Raw genomic sequence first — 15,176 nt, 5'->3', positions numbered from 1 at the left:
CTGGGCGCCACCGCCTCCGCCTCCACCGCCTCGACCGCCGCCCCCGCCCGACGCGACCGCCACCGCTGTGGTGCACCCGCTGCCCACCGGCGGACGAGTAATCCTGGTCGCCGACACCACGCAGAGCACGCAGATGATCGGCCAGCTGCGCCGCCTGATGGTGGGCGCCGGTCTGGCCACCCTCAGCGTCGCGGCGTTGCTGCTGATAGCGGCCAGCCGTGCGGCGTTGCGTCCTCTGGCGCGACTGACGGAGCTGGCCAAAGACATCACCATCGGTGATCGTGGTCGACGGCTGCGGCCGGACCGTCCCACTACCGAGTTAGGCCGCGCGGCAAGCGCTTTCGACGGCATGCTGGACGCGCTGGAAGCCTCCGAACACCGCGCTCAGCGTGCCGCAGAGACCGCGCAGCGCGCCGAGACAGCGACCCGACGATTCCTCGTCGATGCGGCGCACGAACTGCGCACCCCGATTGCCGGGGTCCAGGCCGCCGCCGAACAACTCGCCAGCAACGCCCGCCAGCACCCGTCCGACCCAGCGGCGCGGCGCCAGCACCGTCGCGCGAACTTGTTGCTGTCCGACGCCCACCGCGCCGCACGGCTGGTCGCCGACATGCTCGACCTGAGCCGCATCGACGCCGGCCTACAGCTCGACCTGCAAGACACCGACCTGGGTGCCATCGCCGAAGCCGAAGCCGACCGCGCGCGCATGCTGGCGCCGCAGCTCACCATCACGAGGACGGGGCTCAGCGTACTGCCTGTGCGCGCCGATCCGACCCGGGTGGCCCAGATCCTGTCCAACCTGCTGGACAACGCCCGACGGCATACCCCGCCCGGCGGACAGGTCGCCATCGACCTGCAGCAACGTGACGGCGTCGCCCAGTTGACGGTCACTGACACGGGCCCAGGCATTCCGGACGCCGAACGAGAGCGCATCTTCGAACGGCTGGTGCGCCTGGACACCGGACGGGCCCGCGACCACGGCGGCGCCGGTCTGGGTTTGCCGATCGCGCGGGGCCTGGCCCGCGCTCACGGCGGTGACCTGACCTGCCTATCCCACCAGGGCGGCGCTCAGTTTCGGCTCACGATTCCGGCTGACGCGGCTGCGGTCTGACGCGGCTATTTTCCTGGTCGACACCAGGATGCCGCCCTGCCCGCTGCGGCAGCACGATGACCAGCGCGACGATGAGGGCCGCGATAACCGCAGAAGCCAGCGGGCGGCTCAGGTTGAGGCCCCCCTGGCGCACCGGCTTGTCGAGAAAATCGCCCACAGTCGCACCGAGAGGCCGGGTCAAGATGAAGGCAATCCAGAACAGGGTGACGCGCGAGACGCTTGTCCAGTAATACAGGGCTGCGACCACGGCGAGAGCAGCCGCGAACACGAGCGCACCGCGTTCGTAACCAAGGTCGCGCGTGTCGGCGAGCCAATCACCGAGGGCGGTGCCTAGCGTCTGCGAGAAAGTGATTGTGGCCCAATAGAATGCCTCGACTTTCGGGGTCGAAACCGTAGTCACCGACACCGTTCCCTGCGACCAATACCAGAGCCCCAGAGTGACGAGCACACACAGCAACAGCACACTCGATCCGCCTGTGTAGCCGATCCCGAGCGAGCGATCAGCGAAGTCGGCCATCGCCGTGCCGAAGGTCGTCGAGGCGATGATCGTCACCCAGTAGAGAAATGGCCGGAAGCGCTTGACCCAAATCTGAGCCAGAACAAGCGCCACCAGCACGACGCCGACCAGCACGAGGCCGGCTAGATACCCCCATTTCAGCGTCATCGTGACCGGGGCGCCGCCGGTCTCGCGGTGCGTCGTCGCCAACACCTTGATGATCCAGAAGCCCAAGGTGACTTCGGGCACCTTGCTTAACGCGAGTTTCGTCTCGTCAGTCATGGTGAAAGCAGGTTAGTCAACGCGTGGTAGCCGGCTCGGCGGAATTGTGAGTGTCGGCCAACCGCCGCCGGTGGTGTTGCCGATGCTGGCGGATCTCGTAGACCAGAACGGCAAACCCGACGGCGCCGGTGCACAGCGACACCACGATCAGCAGCGGGCTGACGTTTCCGGTCAGCGCATCACCGAGAATCACCACGGCAGCGGTCCCGGGTGTCGTGCCGACCAGCGTGGCCAACGTGTACGGCAGCACGCGGACGGCCGAGGCGCCGGCCGCATAGTTGAGCACCGAGAACGGCACGGCCGGGATCAGCCGCAGCGAAAGGATGGTCGGCCAGCCGCGGTCACGCAGCCGCTCGTCGACGCTATCGACCGCTCGATGGCGCACCAGACGGCCCAGCTGCCACCCCGCCACTCGGACCAGCACCAACGCGATCACCGCACTGGCAGTGCTGGCCACCACCGCCAGCACCACCCCGAGCGCCGGTCCGAACAGCAGGCCGGCGGCCAGCGTGAACGCAGTCCGCGGAAATGGCAGCACCGTGACGACGATGTGCGCGCCCAGGAAAGCGAGCGGAAACCAAGGCCCCACGGATTTAGCCCAGTCACGCAATTGCACCGCGGTGGGAAGCGGGACCAGCAACGCCACTGCGACCAGCACCGCAATGGTCAACGCTGTCAGGATGGTGCGCCGCCGGGGCACCTGACGGGCCGTTGCGACCACCGCGGAAGCGACGCCGCGGAGGGTGTCGGCGATACGGCTGGTGGCGGTAACCGGCACGGTCCCTAAGGCTACGGGCGGTCGGTAAACAGTTCGTTGCCGGTGTCCGGCGATTCGCCAGCGAACACCACACCTCGGCTCCTAAGCGCCGATCGCGATCAATTAGCCTGGTTGTCAAGTGGCGAGCCCGGCGACGATGCGGGCCGGGAACGGCCTGTGCAGGAGCCGGCAAAGCAGACTCTGCGACAACAGGAGCCGCCGGTGTCAGTCGATGCGTCGTCCGTGCCCGTCGATCTGGCGCAGGCACGTGCCCGGTGGCGTGCCGCTGTCGCCGAGGTGCTGGCGAAGAGCACCCGGCGCAGCGCCGACGAACTCGACGACGAACCCGAGCGGCTGCTGGACACCCCCACCTACGAAGGGTTCCCGGTCCGGGCGCTCTACACCGCGCTGGACGCCCTGCCGGAGCGGCCGCTCCCCGGCGACTTCCCCTTCGTCCGCGGCGCCAACCCGCACCGCGACGTCAACGCCGGCTGGAAAGTCGCCGAAGCGTTTCCAAGCAACGGCAGCGAGGACAACGCGGGGCTACTGGCCGCACTGAACGACGGGGTCAGCGCGCTGGTGCTGCGGATCGGCGAATCCGGTGTGGCGCCGGCCCAGCTCGACCGGCTGCTGGCCGGTGTGCACTTAGAGCTCGTACCGATCATTCTCGACGCCGGCGCCGACTACCCGACCGCCGCCTACACCATGCTGGCATTGGTGGCCGAAATGGACGCCGACAAGCGGGCGATGCTGTCTGTCGATCTCGGCGCCGACCCGCTGACTGCGCCGCTGAGCGCTCGCGCGGCCCCATCGCTGCAGGAGGTGGTCGCGGTCGCATCACGGGTTGCCGGGGCACCCGGCGTGCGGGCCATCACCATCGACGGGCCGGCCTTGCACAACCGCGGCGCCAGCGCCTCCTGGGAGCTCGCCGGTATTATCGCCGCCGCGGTCGCCTACCTTCGGGTGCTCGGCGAGTCCGGAATATCCATCCCAAAAGCCTTGCAAAAGATCAGTTTCCGGCTCACCGCCGATGACGACCAGTTCATGACAATCGCGAAGATGCGCGCAGCGCGACAACTGTGGGCACGGGTGGCCGAAGTCGTGGGCGCACCCGACAGCGGCGCGGCCATCCTGCACGCCGAGAGTTCACTGCCGATGATGACCCAGCGCGATCCGTGGGTGAACATGCTGCGCACCACAGTGGCTGCCTTCGGCGCGGGAGTCGGCGGCGCCGACACCGTGCACGTGTTGCCGTTCGACGTCGCGATTCCCGGCGGCTACCCGGGCACACCGAAGAGCTTCTCGCGCCGCTTCGCCCGCAATGCGCAGCTGTTGCTGCTCGAGGAGTCGCACATCGGGCGGGTCCTCGATCCCACGGGTGGGTCATGGTATGTCGAGGACCTCACCGAACAACTGGCCCAGCAAGCCTGGAAGCATTTCCAAGACATCGAAGCCCGCGGGGGATTCGTCGACGCCCGCGGCTACCTGAACGACCAGATCGCCGAAGTCGCCGCCCGCCGCATCGACGACGTTGCGCACCGCCGCACCGCCATCACCGGGGTCAACGAATACCCGAATATCGCTGAACCGCCGCTCCCCCAAGGTGATTCGACACCCGTGGTGCAACGCTACGCCGCCGAGTTCGAGGCGTTGAGAGACCGTTCCGACGCCTACCTCGAGCGCTCCGGCGCCCGCCCGCAGGTGCTGTTGCTGCCGCTGGGCCCGCTGGCAGAGCACAACGTGCGCGCCACGTTCGCGGCCAACCTGCTCGCCTCCGGCGGCATCGAGGCGATCAACCCGGGACCGGTCGACGCCGCCGGTGTCGCACAGGTGGTCTCGACGGCCGGAACCACAGCGGCCGCGGTCGTCTGCGGCACCGACAAGCGATACCACGGCGAGGCCGCCGCTGTCGTGGAGGCGGCGCGCGGGGCCGGGATAGAGCGCGTTTACCTCGCCGGGCCGAAAGCGGCGCTGCCAGACGCCGAACATCTGCCCGACGAGTATCTGACCGCCACAATCAACGCGGTCGAAGCCTTGTCCAATCTGCTCACCCGACTGGGAGCCTAGCGACGATGACATTCCAGGACGTCGCCGGTAAACCGGCTACGGAAACCGCTTCTATCCTCAGCAGTTTCGCCGATATCCCGTTGCACGGCGACACCGCAGACCGCCCGGTCACCGAGGCTGCGGTCGAAAAGCACGTCGCCGCGGCCGCGTCCGCGCACGGGTACAGTCCCGAGCAGATGGAATGGCACACGCCGGAAGGCATCGTCGTCAAACCGGTCTACATCGGTGCCGACCGCGATAGCGCGGTTAACGAGGGCTACCCACTGCACAGTTTCCCCGGCGAGCCGCCGTATGTCCGCGGCCCGTACCCGACGATGTATGTCAACCAGCCGTGGACCATCCGTCAATACGCCGGGTTTTCCACCGCAGCCGAATCCAACGCGTTCTACCGCCGCAACCTTGCTGCCGGGCAAAAAGGTTTGTCGGTGGCCTTCGACTTGGCCACCCACCGCGGCTACGACTCCGACCATCCCCGCGTGCAGGGCGACGTCGGAATGGCCGGGGTGGCAATCGATTCCATTCTCGACATGCGGCAGTTGTTCGACGGGATCGACCTGTCGACGGTGAGCGTGTCGATGACTATGAACGGCGCGGTGCTGCCGATCCTGGCACTGTATGTGGTGGCCGCCGAGGAGCAGGGCGTGCCGCCGGAGAAGCTGGCCGGCACCATCCAGAACGACATCCTCAAAGAGTTCATGGTCCGCAACACCTACATCTATCCGCCCAAGCCGTCGATGCGGATCATCTCCGACATCTTCGCCTACACCAGCGCCAAGATGCCGAAGTTCAACTCGATCTCGATTTCCGGCTATCACATTCAAGAAGCCGGTGCCACAGCGGATCTGGAGCTTGCTTACACGCTGGCCGACGGTGTGGATTACATCAAGGCGGGGCTGGATGCCGGCCTGCACATCGACCAGTTCGCGCCGCGACTGTCGTTCTTCTGGGGTATCGGCATGAACTTCTTCATGGAAGTCGCCAAGCTGCGCGCCGGGCGGTTGCTGTGGAACGAGCTGGTCGTCCAGTTCAACCCGAAGAACCCCAAATCGCTTTCCCTGCGCACTCATTCACAGACCTCGGGCTGGTCGCTGACCGCGCAGGACCCGTTCAACAATGTCGCCCGCACGTGCATCGAAGCGATGGCCGCCACCCAGGGCCACACCCAGTCGCTGCACACCAATGCACTCGACGAAGCACTGGCGCTGCCCACCGACTTTTCGGCGCGCATCGCCCGCAACACCCAGCTGGTGTTGCAGCAAGAGTCGGGCACCACCCGGCCAATCGACCCGTGGGCCGGCTCGTATTACGTCGAATGGCTGACCCATCAGCTCGCCCAATGCGCCCGCGCACACCTGCGGGAGGTCGCCGAACACGGCGGCATGGCCCAGGCCATCAGCGACGGAATCCCCAAGATGCGTATCGAAGAAGCCGCCGCACGCACCCAGGCGCGCATCGACTCCGGACGGCAACCGGTGATCGGGGTGAACAAGTACCAGGTCGACGAGGACCACCAGATCGAGGTGCTCAAGGTCGACAACAGCCGGGTGCGCGCCGAGCAGCTTGCCAAACTCCAAGAGCTGCGCGCGGACCGGGACCAGGAAGCGGTCGATAAGGCGTTGAGGGAGCTGACTCGCGCAGCCGCCGAGCACGGCAGAGCCGGTAGCGACGGGCTCGGGAACAACCTGCTGGCGCTGTCGATCAACGCGGCACGGGCCAAGGCGACGGTGGGGGAGATCTCCGACGCGCTGGAGAAGGTGTACGGACGTCACCAGGCCGAAATCCGTACTATCGCCGGGGTCTACCGTGATGAAGCCGGAGGAGGCGGAAGCATTACCCCCCTTTCTAGAGCCACGGAGCTTGTCGAGAAATTCGCCGAGGCCGACGGGCGCCGGCCGCGGATTCTGGTGGCCAAGATGGGTCAAGACGGCCACGATCGCGGGCAGAAAGTGATCGCAACGGCGTTCGCCGATATCGGGTTCGACGTCGACGTCGGATCGCTGTTCTCCACACCGGAAGAGGTGGCTCGTCAGGCCGCCGACAACGATGTGCACGTGATCGGGGTGTCGTCGCTCGCCGCCGGTCACTTGACCCTCGTGCCTGCCCTGCGTGACGCGCTCGCCGAGGTGGGCCGGCCCGACATCATGATCGTCGTGGGCGGAGTGATCCCTCCCGGTGACTTCGACGAGCTGTACGCGTCCGGGGCCGCCGCGATCTTCCCACCGGGAACGGTGATCGCCGACGCCGCAATCGACGTGCTGCACAAGCTCGCCGAGCGGCTGGGGTACACGCTGACCTAGATGGCTCCTCAAGACACCGACATCGTCGACGAGCTGGCAGAGGCTGTGCGCAGCGGCGACCGCGCCGCACTGCCGCGGGCCATCACCTTGCTGGAATCCACCCGCGCCGACCACCGCGAGCAGGCCCAGCAGCTGTTGCTGGCGCTGATGCCCGCGGCTGGAAGCGCCCACCACGTCGGAATCACCGGCGTTCCCGGAGTGGGCAAGTCGACGGCCATCGAAGCGCTCGGCATGATGCTGATCGACCAAGGCCATCGCGTAGCCGTGCTGGCCGTCGACCCGTCCTCGACCCGAACCGGGGGATCGATTCTCGGCGACAAAACCCGGATGTCGCGGCTCGCAACGCATCCCGACGCTTATATCCGTCCGTCCCCGACTTCCGGCACGCTGGGCGGGGTCGCCAAGGCCACCCGCGAAACCATCGTGCCGCTCGAGGCCGCCGGCTTCGACGTGATCCTGGTCGAGACCGTCGGCGTCGGTCAGTCCGAGGTGGCGGTGGCCAACATGGTCGACACCTTCATTTTCTTGACCCTGGCGCGCACCGGCGACCAGTTGCAGGGCATCAAAAAAGGCGTGTTGGAACTGGCCGACATCGTGGTGGTCAATAAGGCCGACGGTGACCATCTGGCCGATGCGCGAATCGCTGCTCGTGAGCTTTCGTCGGCGATCCGGTTGATCTACCCACGCGACACACTCTGGCGTCCCCCCGTTTTGACCATGAGCGCCCTCGAGGGCACCGGCCTCACAGAGCTGTGGAACACCGTCGAGCGCCATCGCCAGGTGCTCCAAGAGGCCGGGGAGTTCGAGGCACGGCGCCGCGCTCAGCAGGTCGACTGGACTTGGCAGATGGTGCGCGACAACGTGTTGGAACGAGTGTTGTCGAATCCCGAGGTCCGCAAGATCCGCGCTGACATTGAGCGCCAGGTGTTAGCAGGCGAATTGACGCCGGCAATGGCCGCTCAGCAAATACTTAAGGTTGCATCAGCCTAACGGAAAGGTAAATTCAGGATTGTTTGCCAATCAGGTGGGTAAATTCGATGCTGTGAGGCAAGAAACCCGTGATTACCGTGGCGCAGTGCTGCCACGTGGGGTTCACGGCGCAGCGGATCCGCACTTTGCCTGTGCGGTTCGCAGCTTCGCAAGCATATTCCCGTCGCGCCGATTCGGCGGCGGCGCGCTGGCGGTATATGTCGACGGCGAACCCGTTGTCGACGTCTGGACGGGCTGGGCCGACCGCGCCGGCCAGCTGCCATGGTCGGCCGATACCGCTGCCATGGTGTTCTCGGCGACCAAAGGCATGGCGTCCACCGTTATCCACCGGCTGGCCGACCGGGGGTTGATCGACTACGACGCACCCGTCGCCCAGTACTGGCCGGAGTTCGGCGCGAACGGCAAAGACACGATCACCGTTCGACAGGTCATGAAGCATCGGGCGGGGCTCGCGCACCTGCACGGCGCCACCAAGGAAGACCTGCTAGACCACGAGCGGATGGAACAGCGGATTGCCGAGGCCGCGCCGGGAAGCCTGTTGGGCAAACCCGCCTACCACGCGCTGACCTATGGCTGGCTGATGTCGGGGCTGGCGCGGGCCGTAACCGGCACGGGGATGCGGGAGTTGATCCGGGAGGAGCTGGCCGAGCCGCTGGACACCGACGGATTGCATCTGGGCCGTCCGCCGCTGCAGTCGCCGACGAAGGTGGCGCAGATCATCATGCCGCAGAGCACCATCTCCAACCCGGTCTTCAACCGTCTCGCACCACGCATCGCGGCACTCGAGCTGTCCGCCGGCTTCGGCTCCATGTACTTCCCCGGCATGAGAGCCGTTGTGCAAGGCGAGATTCCGCTGCTCGATGCGGAGATTCCCTCCGTGAACGGGGTGGCGACGGCGCGCAGCCTGGCGCGAATGTACGGCGCGATCGCGAACGGTGGCCAGATCGACGGCACCCGGTTCTTATCGCGTGAGCTGGTGGCCCGCCTGACCGGACGGCCCAGCCTGCGGCCGGATCGGAACCTCTTGGTGCCGTTAGCGTTTCACATGGGCTATCACCGTGTGCCGTTCAACGCGATTCCGGGCTTCGGTCACGCCGGGCTGGGCGGCTCGCTGGGGTGGGCCGACCCGGCGAGCGGCGTGGCGTTCGCGTTCGTACACAACAGGCTGCTGTCGCCATTCGTCCTGGTGGACCACGCCGGATTCGTCGCGATGGGCGCCATGCTTCGACGCGGAGCAGTCCTGGCGCGTCAACACGGATTTCAGCGGGTCCCCGAGTTCGGAGCGCCCTTTTCCGAACCGGGCGCCGTCGCCGGCTAGGACCCTTTACTGAGCGTCCTCCATTCGGAAGCCGACTTTCAGTGTCACCTGAAAGTGTCCGATTGCCCCGTTTTCAAGGTGGCCACGCACCGACTGCACTTCGAACCAGTCAAGTCCGCGCATCGTCTGTCCGGCGCGCGACACCGCATTTCGGATCGCTGCGTCAACGCCCTCGGGCGAACTTCCGACGATCTCGATCACCCGGTACGTGTGGTTGCTCATGGCCTTCCCTTCGTCCGGGTGAAGGATATGCCACGGACGGCCTGATGGCAGCGACCCCGACGCTGTCGTCGTGCGGCCGGCGGAGCAGGGCGCACCCCGACAAAGCCTCGAGCGAATCCGCGGCCAACTCTTCGTGGGGTGAGCGCGTCGGTGGCACGATTTCGTCACCCTCGCCGGCTACCAGCCGGGCGGCGACGATGCGATGGCGCAGCCGGAAGTGCCGTGGGGCGCGCCCGTTCAGCACAAATGCCGGGTACTAGCAGCCCGGCCTGTAATCAGCCGGGCTGCTAGCAGGCTTCACGCTTGCACTCAGTAGTTGTTGCAGGTTTGGGCGACCTGCTCGATGGTTCCGTAGTACTGCTGACCGGCTGGGCTGGCCTGCAGCTGCTGGATCATCTGCTGACGCTGAGCCGGCGGTGCGGCGAGGAATCGACGCAACGCTGACTGTGCCATCGGCGATGAGTTGAATTGCGCGGCGGCAGCCGGGTCTTGCGCGTTTAGCGCCGAGACCACCTGGGGGTAGGTACAGGTGGTGTTGACCGCTGGATCATCCGGTTGCGCAGACGCGAGCCCGGCCCCGGCGGACAACGCCAATGCGGCACCACCGACCGCGGCAGCCAGTCTCGTCAACGACAATGTGACCATTTACGAACACCTTTCAACGGATTCATCGCCGGACGTTTTGACGGCAACGATATCAGCTTAGCGGCTTGCTGCCTTCGGCCAAGTTCGAAGCAGCTGTGCGCTATATAAGAAGATTTCCTCGCAGTAGACACCGGAAATATTCGGGATCAGCCGGTACAATTAGCTCCCGCGCACGCCGTCGCGCCAGCAACGTCGTTGCGCTGTTCACTGGCAGCTGAATCGGCGACCAGTAAATGCCGCGGAGTAGCTAACGCGCTTCTTGTCCTTCTTCGATCAACCGCTATTGGGCGCGATATTGGCGACGCAGCCGCTTAGCCGGTTGAAAATGCTCATCACTGCGACGCCGGGACGGCTACAGCCGCCTGCTCTGCGCCGCGATTGACTCGTCCGCAAAAACGTCCGTAAGGTGCGCGTATGTCGCGCGACGCGATGGCGCGGGCGCTGGTGCTGGAGGCGCCGCGCCGCCTCGTGAGCCGCGAATTTCCACTCCCGGAAGTGGGCGACGACGACGCCCTGGTGCGGGTGGCCGCCTGCGGGCTGTGCGGCACCGACCACGAGGAGTACACCGGAGATCTCGCTGGTGGGTTCGCGTTCATTCCCGGTCACGAGACTGTCGGCACGATCGAGGTCATCGGGGCGCGGGCAGCGCAGCGTTGGGGCGTGGCCGCCGGCGACACAGTTGCCGTCGAAGTGTTCCAGGCGTGCCGGCGATGTGTGAATTGCCTTGCCGGACAGTACCGGCGCTGTGAACGTCACGGGCTGGCGGACATGTACGGATTCATTCCCGTCGATCGGCCGCCCAGCTTGTGGGGCGGATACGCCGAGTACCAATACCTGTCGCCCGATTCGATGGTGCTGCCCGTGCCCGCCGACCTCGACCCGGTCGTGGCGACATTGTTCAATCCGTTGGGCGCCGGAATACGCTGGGGCGCAACACTTCCCGAGACTAGCCCTGGTGACGTCGTCGCGGTGCTCGGTCCCGGCATTCGCGGATTGTGCGCCGCCGCAGCGGCCAAAGAGGCCGGCGCCGGATTTGTCATGGTGACCGGGCTAGGACCCCGTGATACCGATCGGTTGGCGCTTGCCGCGAAGTTCGGTGCCGACCTCGCTGTCGATGTCGCCGTCGAGGATCCCGTCGCCGCCTTGACGAAAGCGTGCGGCGGGCTGGCCGACGTCGTCGTCGACGTCACCGCCAGGGCACCGGCGGCGTTCGCGCAAGCCATCGCGCTCGCCCGACCCGCCGCCACCGTCGTGGTAGCCGGCACCCGAGGCTTCGGCAGCGGTGCGCCAGGGTTTTCGCCAGACGTGCTGGTGGTCAAGGAATTACGGATCCTCGGCGCGCTCGGCGTCGATGTCACCGCGTACCGGGCGGCGCTGCAGCTGCTGGCGTCGGGCCGCTACCCGTTCGAGAGCCTGCCCCGTCGCTGCGCCGGGCTCGACGATGCGGAGGATTTGGTCGCCACGATGGCCGGTGAGCGCGCCGGCGTGCCGCCCGTGCATGGAGTCGTCACGCCATGACCGAAGCCCGGGTGCCACGTTTGCCGGTGGACGAGGCCAAGGCCGCTGCCGACGAAGCAGGCGTGCCGAACTATATGGCCGAGCTGGCCATCTTTCAGGTGCTGTTGAACCACCCGCTGCTGGCCCGCGCGATCAACGACTTACTCGCCAGCATGCTCTGGCACGGCGCCCTCGATTCGCGGCTGCGCGAATTGGTGATCATGCGCATCGGTTGGCTCACCGGATCGGATTACGAGTGGACCCAGCATTGGCGCGTCGCTCAGGGCCTCGGCGTCTGCGCCGACGACCTGCTCGCGGTACGGGACTGGCACGATTACGACGGGTTCGGGCCGACCGAGCAGGCGGTGCTCGCCGCCACCGACGACGTCGTGCGCGACGGCGCGGTGAGCGCCGAGACTTGGACCGCCTGTGAACGCGCACTCGACGCCGACCCTGCCGTGCTCGTCGAACTCGTCACCGCGATCGCCGCCTGGCGAATGATCGCCACCGTTGTCCAGAGCCTGGACGTGCCGCTGGAAGAAGGCGTCGCCAGCTGGCCGCCGGACGGGCAGGCTCCCTAGAGGAGAGCTCGGCGTCGAGTGGCCACTTAATGCACGCGTCCGGCGAAAAAGCGTGTCATAGGTGGCCACTCGGCGAACGGCACACGGAGAGCTCACACGATCCGGTAGGTCTGCACGGCGTGGGCGACGACGTTGCCGTCGGCGTCGGTGGCGGTGATCTCGGTGAAGGTGAGGTCCGTTCGCCGTCGGGCAGTGCGCGCGTGGCACAGCAGGTCACAGCGCTTGGCGGCGCCGGTGTACTGGATGCTCATCGCGACAGTGGAAGCGCGCGTGCCTTTGTCGAAGTCGTGGTTGGACCAGGCCGCCGCCGCGCCGGCAGTGTCCATCACCGACGCGATCACCCCGCCGTGAAAGTAGGTGCCGTCGTTGGTGAGGTCTTCCCGAAACGGCAACCTGATGGTGACGTCGTCGGGCTCGTAGCGGTCGAACACGAGACCTAGCCCGGCCAGGAAGGGCGTCGTCAGCATCAGCTCACGCACCGCGTGGCGGTGCTTGCGCTGCTCCTGCTCGGTCAAGGCCATGGCCCGCACCTTATCCCACTTGATTGACACATCAATCAATAACTCGGTAGCGTCGTCGTGCGTGCGAACCAGGGTTGCCGAGCTGCTCGGTGTGGAGTTCCCGATCTGCGCGTTCAGCCACTGCCGCGACGTCGTGGCCGCAGTCACCAATGCGGGCGGTTTCGGCATCCTTGGCGCCGTCGCGCACAGTCCGCAGCGGCTGGAGAGCGAGCTGACCTGGATCGAAGAGCAGACCGGCGGCAAGCCCTACGGCGTGGACCTGCTACTGCCACCCAAATACATCGGCGCGGAATCCGGCGGGATCGACGCTGCGCAGGTGGGTGCGCTGCTGCCGGACGAACATCGCGCGTTTCTCGACGACCTGCTCGAACGCTACGGAATCCACAGCGCGCCAGGGCGTTTGCCGCCCACTGCGGGGCTCAACGTGTCGCCCAAGGGCTATCAGCCGCTGCTGGACGTCGCCTTCGCCCACGACATCCGGCTGATCGCCAGCGCGCTGGGCCCACCACCAGCCGACCTGGTCACCCGCGCCCACGACAACGACGTCCTGGTGGCCGCTTTGGCCGGCACCACACAACACGCGCTGCGCCACGCCGCGGCGGGTGTCGACCTGATCGTCGCGCAAGGCACCGAGGCCGGCGGCCACACCGGCGAGGTGGCGACGATGGTGCTGGTCCCCGAGGTGGTCGACGCGGTGTCGCCAACACCCGTTTTGGCTGCCGGCGGGATCGCCCGCGGCCGCCAGATCGCCGCTGCGTTCGCTCTGGGCGCCGAAGGCGTGTGGTGCGGATCGGTGTGGCTGACCACCGAAGAAGCCGAAACCCCCGCAGTGGTGAAGGACAAGTTTCTGGCCGCCTCATCGTCGGACACCGTGCGGTCACGGTCGCTGACCGGTAAACCCGCCCGCATGCTGCGCACCGCGTGGACCGACGAATGGGAGCGGCCCGGCAGTCCCGAGCCGCTGGGCATGCCGCTGCAAAGCGCGCTGGTCGCCGACCCACAGCTGCGGATCAACCAGGCCGCCAGCCAGCCCGACGCCAAAGCCCGTGAGCTGGCGACCTACTTCGTCGGCCAGGTGGTCGGCTCACTGGACAAAGTACGGTCTGCGCGGTCCGTGGTGCTCGACATGGTCTCCGAGTTCATCGATGCGGTCGGCCAGCTCGAGCAGCTGGTCGAGCGGTGAGCACGCCAACCCGGCGCCGGCGCGCGGTCAGCGACGAAGACAAGTCCGCGCGCCGCGACGAGATCATGGCGGGGGCTAAAAGGGTGTTCGCCCGCAAGGGGTTTCACGCCACCACCATCGCCGACATCGCCAAAGAGGCCGGGTTGGCCTATGGGTCGATCTACTGGTACTTCGACTCCAAAGACGACTTGTTCCACGCCTTGATGGCTGTCGAGGAGCAAGCTTTGCGCGCACATGTCTCGGCCGCGGTCACCGGCTCCACCCAGGCCGGTCTCCACGCGTCGTTTCGGCCTGCCGTGCAGGCGACGTTCGAGTTCTTCGAGGCCGACAAAGCCACCGTCAAGCTGCTGTTCCGCGACGCCTACGCACTCGGGGACCGGTTCGAGAAGCACCTCGGCGGCATCTATGAGCGGTTCATCGACGACATTGAAACCTTCATCGTCGTCGCCCAAGAGCGGGGCGAGGTGGTCGCGGCCCCAGCGCGGATGATGGCCTACACCCTCGCGGCGCTGATCGGTCAGTTGGCGCACCGGCGGCTTTCCACCGACGACGGTGTCAGCGCCGCGGAAGTCGCCGAGTTCGTGGTGTCGCTCGTTCTCGACGGTCTGCGGCCTCGAGATCCGAGCCCGACTCCTCCTCCTGCCGCTCCGCGGCCCGCATCGTCATCGGGCGGCGATGCCTGACCTCAGATTCGTGGTGATCGGCGCCGGGATGGCCGGCGTGCTGTCCGCCGTCAAGCTGCGAGAAGCGGGTTTCACCGACATCACGGTGTACGAGAAGGCCGACCGGCTCGGCGGCACCTGGCGGGAGAACACCTATCCGGGCATCGCCTGCGATGTGCCGTCGCACCTGTACACCTATACCTTCGCGCCTAACCCGGAATGGAGCCATGCGTTCGCGCCCGGGCCGGAGATCCTCGCCTATTTCCAGAGCGTCGCGCGCCGCCATGGCATCGACGAGCTGATCCGCTACGGCCGCGAAGTCCGCCGCATGGAATACGTCGGAAACCGTTGGCGCATAACGACTTCTGAAGAGCGCGATGAGGCCGACGTGGTCATCGCCGCCACCGGGGTGCTGCACCACCCGCGCTACCCCGACATCGAGGGACTTGACCGGTTCGCGGGCCGGGGCGATCGCAAGCGCGGCGGAGCCGGGCGCGGGGGGCGCCCCCAGCCGCGGAGCGGCGAGGGGGACGGGTCGCCCCAACGA

At 66.8% G+C, this 15,176-nt stretch carries 15 protein-coding genes; 10 read left to right on the top strand and 5 right to left on the bottom strand.

The features are described 5' to 3' along the window. On the top strand, positions 1-1,111 hold a 1,111-nt coding region (locus tag ACFE99_RS13880; protein ID WP_375486178.1), incomplete at its 5' end, for a sensor histidine kinase. On the opposite strand, the gene ACFE99_RS13875 is transcribed toward ACFE99_RS13880, so the two are convergent. Together ACFE99_RS13875 and ACFE99_RS13870 are read right to left on the bottom strand one after the other, a co-directional pair. Next, complete coding sequence (locus ACFE99_RS13875; protein WP_375486176.1) at positions 1,080-1,889, bottom strand: hypothetical protein; 810 nt, start codon at positions 1,887-1,889, stop codon at positions 1,080-1,082. The genes ACFE99_RS13880 and ACFE99_RS13875 overlap by 32 nt on opposite strands. Positions 1,890-1,905: 16 nt before the next feature. Then, positions 1,906-2,667 carry a TVP38/TMEM64 family protein gene (locus ACFE99_RS13870; RefSeq protein ID WP_375486174.1) on the bottom strand — a complete coding sequence of 254 codons (762 nt, stop codon included), beginning with the start codon at positions 2,665-2,667 and terminating at the stop codon, positions 1,906-1,908. Positions 2,668-2,868: 201 nt separating this feature from the next. On the opposite strand from ACFE99_RS13870, the gene mutA reads away from it, so the two are divergent. From mutA to ACFE99_RS13850, 4 genes are read left to right on the top strand one after another with little or no spacing between them, the layout of a single operon-like run. Then, positions 2,869-4,713 (top strand): methylmalonyl-CoA mutase small subunit, encoded by a 1,845-nt coding sequence (mutA, locus tag ACFE99_RS13865; protein ID WP_375486172.1) that lies wholly within the window; start codon positions 2,869-2,871, stop codon positions 4,711-4,713. Positions 4,714-4,718: 5 nt separating this feature from the next. Then, positions 4,719-7,010 carry a methylmalonyl-CoA mutase gene (gene scpA, locus ACFE99_RS13860; protein ID WP_375486170.1) on the top strand — a complete coding sequence of 764 codons (2,292 nt, stop codon included), beginning with the start codon at positions 4,719-4,721 and terminating at the stop codon, positions 7,008-7,010. Further along, complete coding sequence (meaB, locus tag ACFE99_RS13855) at positions 7,011-8,000, top strand: methylmalonyl Co-A mutase-associated GTPase MeaB (RefSeq protein ID WP_375486168.1); 990 nt, start codon at positions 7,011-7,013, stop codon at positions 7,998-8,000. Between the two features lie 52 nt (positions 8,001-8,052). After that, complete coding sequence (locus ACFE99_RS13850; protein ID WP_375486166.1) at positions 8,053-9,318, top strand: serine hydrolase domain-containing protein; 1,266 nt, start codon at positions 8,053-8,055, stop codon at positions 9,316-9,318. Between the two features lie 6 nt (positions 9,319-9,324). Here the strand turns inward: ACFE99_RS13850 and ACFE99_RS13845 are convergent, their stop codons facing one another. Beyond that, positions 9,325-9,540 carry a dodecin gene (locus ACFE99_RS13845; RefSeq protein ID WP_375486164.1) on the bottom strand — a complete coding sequence of 72 codons (216 nt, stop codon included), beginning with the start codon at positions 9,538-9,540 and terminating at the stop codon, positions 9,325-9,327. Between the two features lie 309 nt (positions 9,541-9,849). Continuing rightward, positions 9,850-10,185 carry a hemophore-related protein gene (locus ACFE99_RS13840; RefSeq protein ID WP_375486161.1) on the bottom strand — a complete coding sequence of 112 codons (336 nt, stop codon included), beginning with the start codon at positions 10,183-10,185 and terminating at the stop codon, positions 9,850-9,852. A 414-nt stretch (positions 10,186-10,599) separates the two neighbouring features. On the opposite strand from ACFE99_RS13840, the gene ACFE99_RS13835 reads away from it, so the two are divergent. Both ACFE99_RS13835 and ACFE99_RS13830 read left to right on the top strand, forming a co-directional pair. After that, positions 10,600-11,703 carry a zinc-binding dehydrogenase gene (locus tag ACFE99_RS13835; protein ID WP_375486159.1) on the top strand — a complete coding sequence of 368 codons (1,104 nt, stop codon included), beginning with the start codon at positions 10,600-10,602 and terminating at the stop codon, positions 11,701-11,703. Continuing rightward, a complete protein-coding gene (locus tag ACFE99_RS13830) occupies positions 11,700-12,263 on the top strand; it encodes a carboxymuconolactone decarboxylase family protein (RefSeq protein WP_375486157.1) in 564 nt (187 codons plus the stop codon). The genes ACFE99_RS13835 and ACFE99_RS13830 overlap by 4 nt, the downstream gene beginning before the upstream one ends. Positions 12,264-12,355: 92 nt before the next feature. On the opposite strand, the gene ACFE99_RS13825 is transcribed toward ACFE99_RS13830, so the two are convergent. Further along, complete coding sequence (locus tag ACFE99_RS13825) at positions 12,356-12,784, bottom strand: PaaI family thioesterase (protein ID WP_375486155.1); 429 nt, start codon at positions 12,782-12,784, stop codon at positions 12,356-12,358. Positions 12,785-12,845: 61 nt separating this feature from the next. On the opposite strand from ACFE99_RS13825, the gene ACFE99_RS13820 reads away from it, so the two are divergent. The 3 genes from ACFE99_RS13820 to ACFE99_RS13810 all read left to right on the top strand — a co-directional run. Then, complete coding sequence (locus ACFE99_RS13820) at positions 12,846-13,967, top strand: NAD(P)H-dependent flavin oxidoreductase (protein WP_375486153.1); 1,122 nt, start codon at positions 12,846-12,848, stop codon at positions 13,965-13,967. Then, complete coding sequence (locus ACFE99_RS13815; RefSeq protein ID WP_375486151.1) at positions 13,964-14,650, top strand: TetR/AcrR family transcriptional regulator; 687 nt, start codon at positions 13,964-13,966, stop codon at positions 14,648-14,650. The genes ACFE99_RS13820 and ACFE99_RS13815 overlap by 4 nt, the downstream gene beginning before the upstream one ends. Before the next feature lie 10 nt (positions 14,651-14,660). Beyond that, positions 14,661-15,176, top strand: a 516-nt coding sequence (locus tag ACFE99_RS13810) for a flavin-containing monooxygenase (protein ID WP_375486149.1), incomplete at its 3' end; no start/stop codon positions are given.

This window comes from uncultured Mycobacterium sp. (assembly GCF_964249325.1).
In the GTDB taxonomy this organism is placed as follows: domain Bacteria; phylum Actinomycetota; class Actinomycetes; order Mycobacteriales; family Mycobacteriaceae; genus Mycobacterium.
Note: the sequence above shows the minus strand (reverse complement) of the source record. Positions and strands in the feature narration are given on the sequence as shown.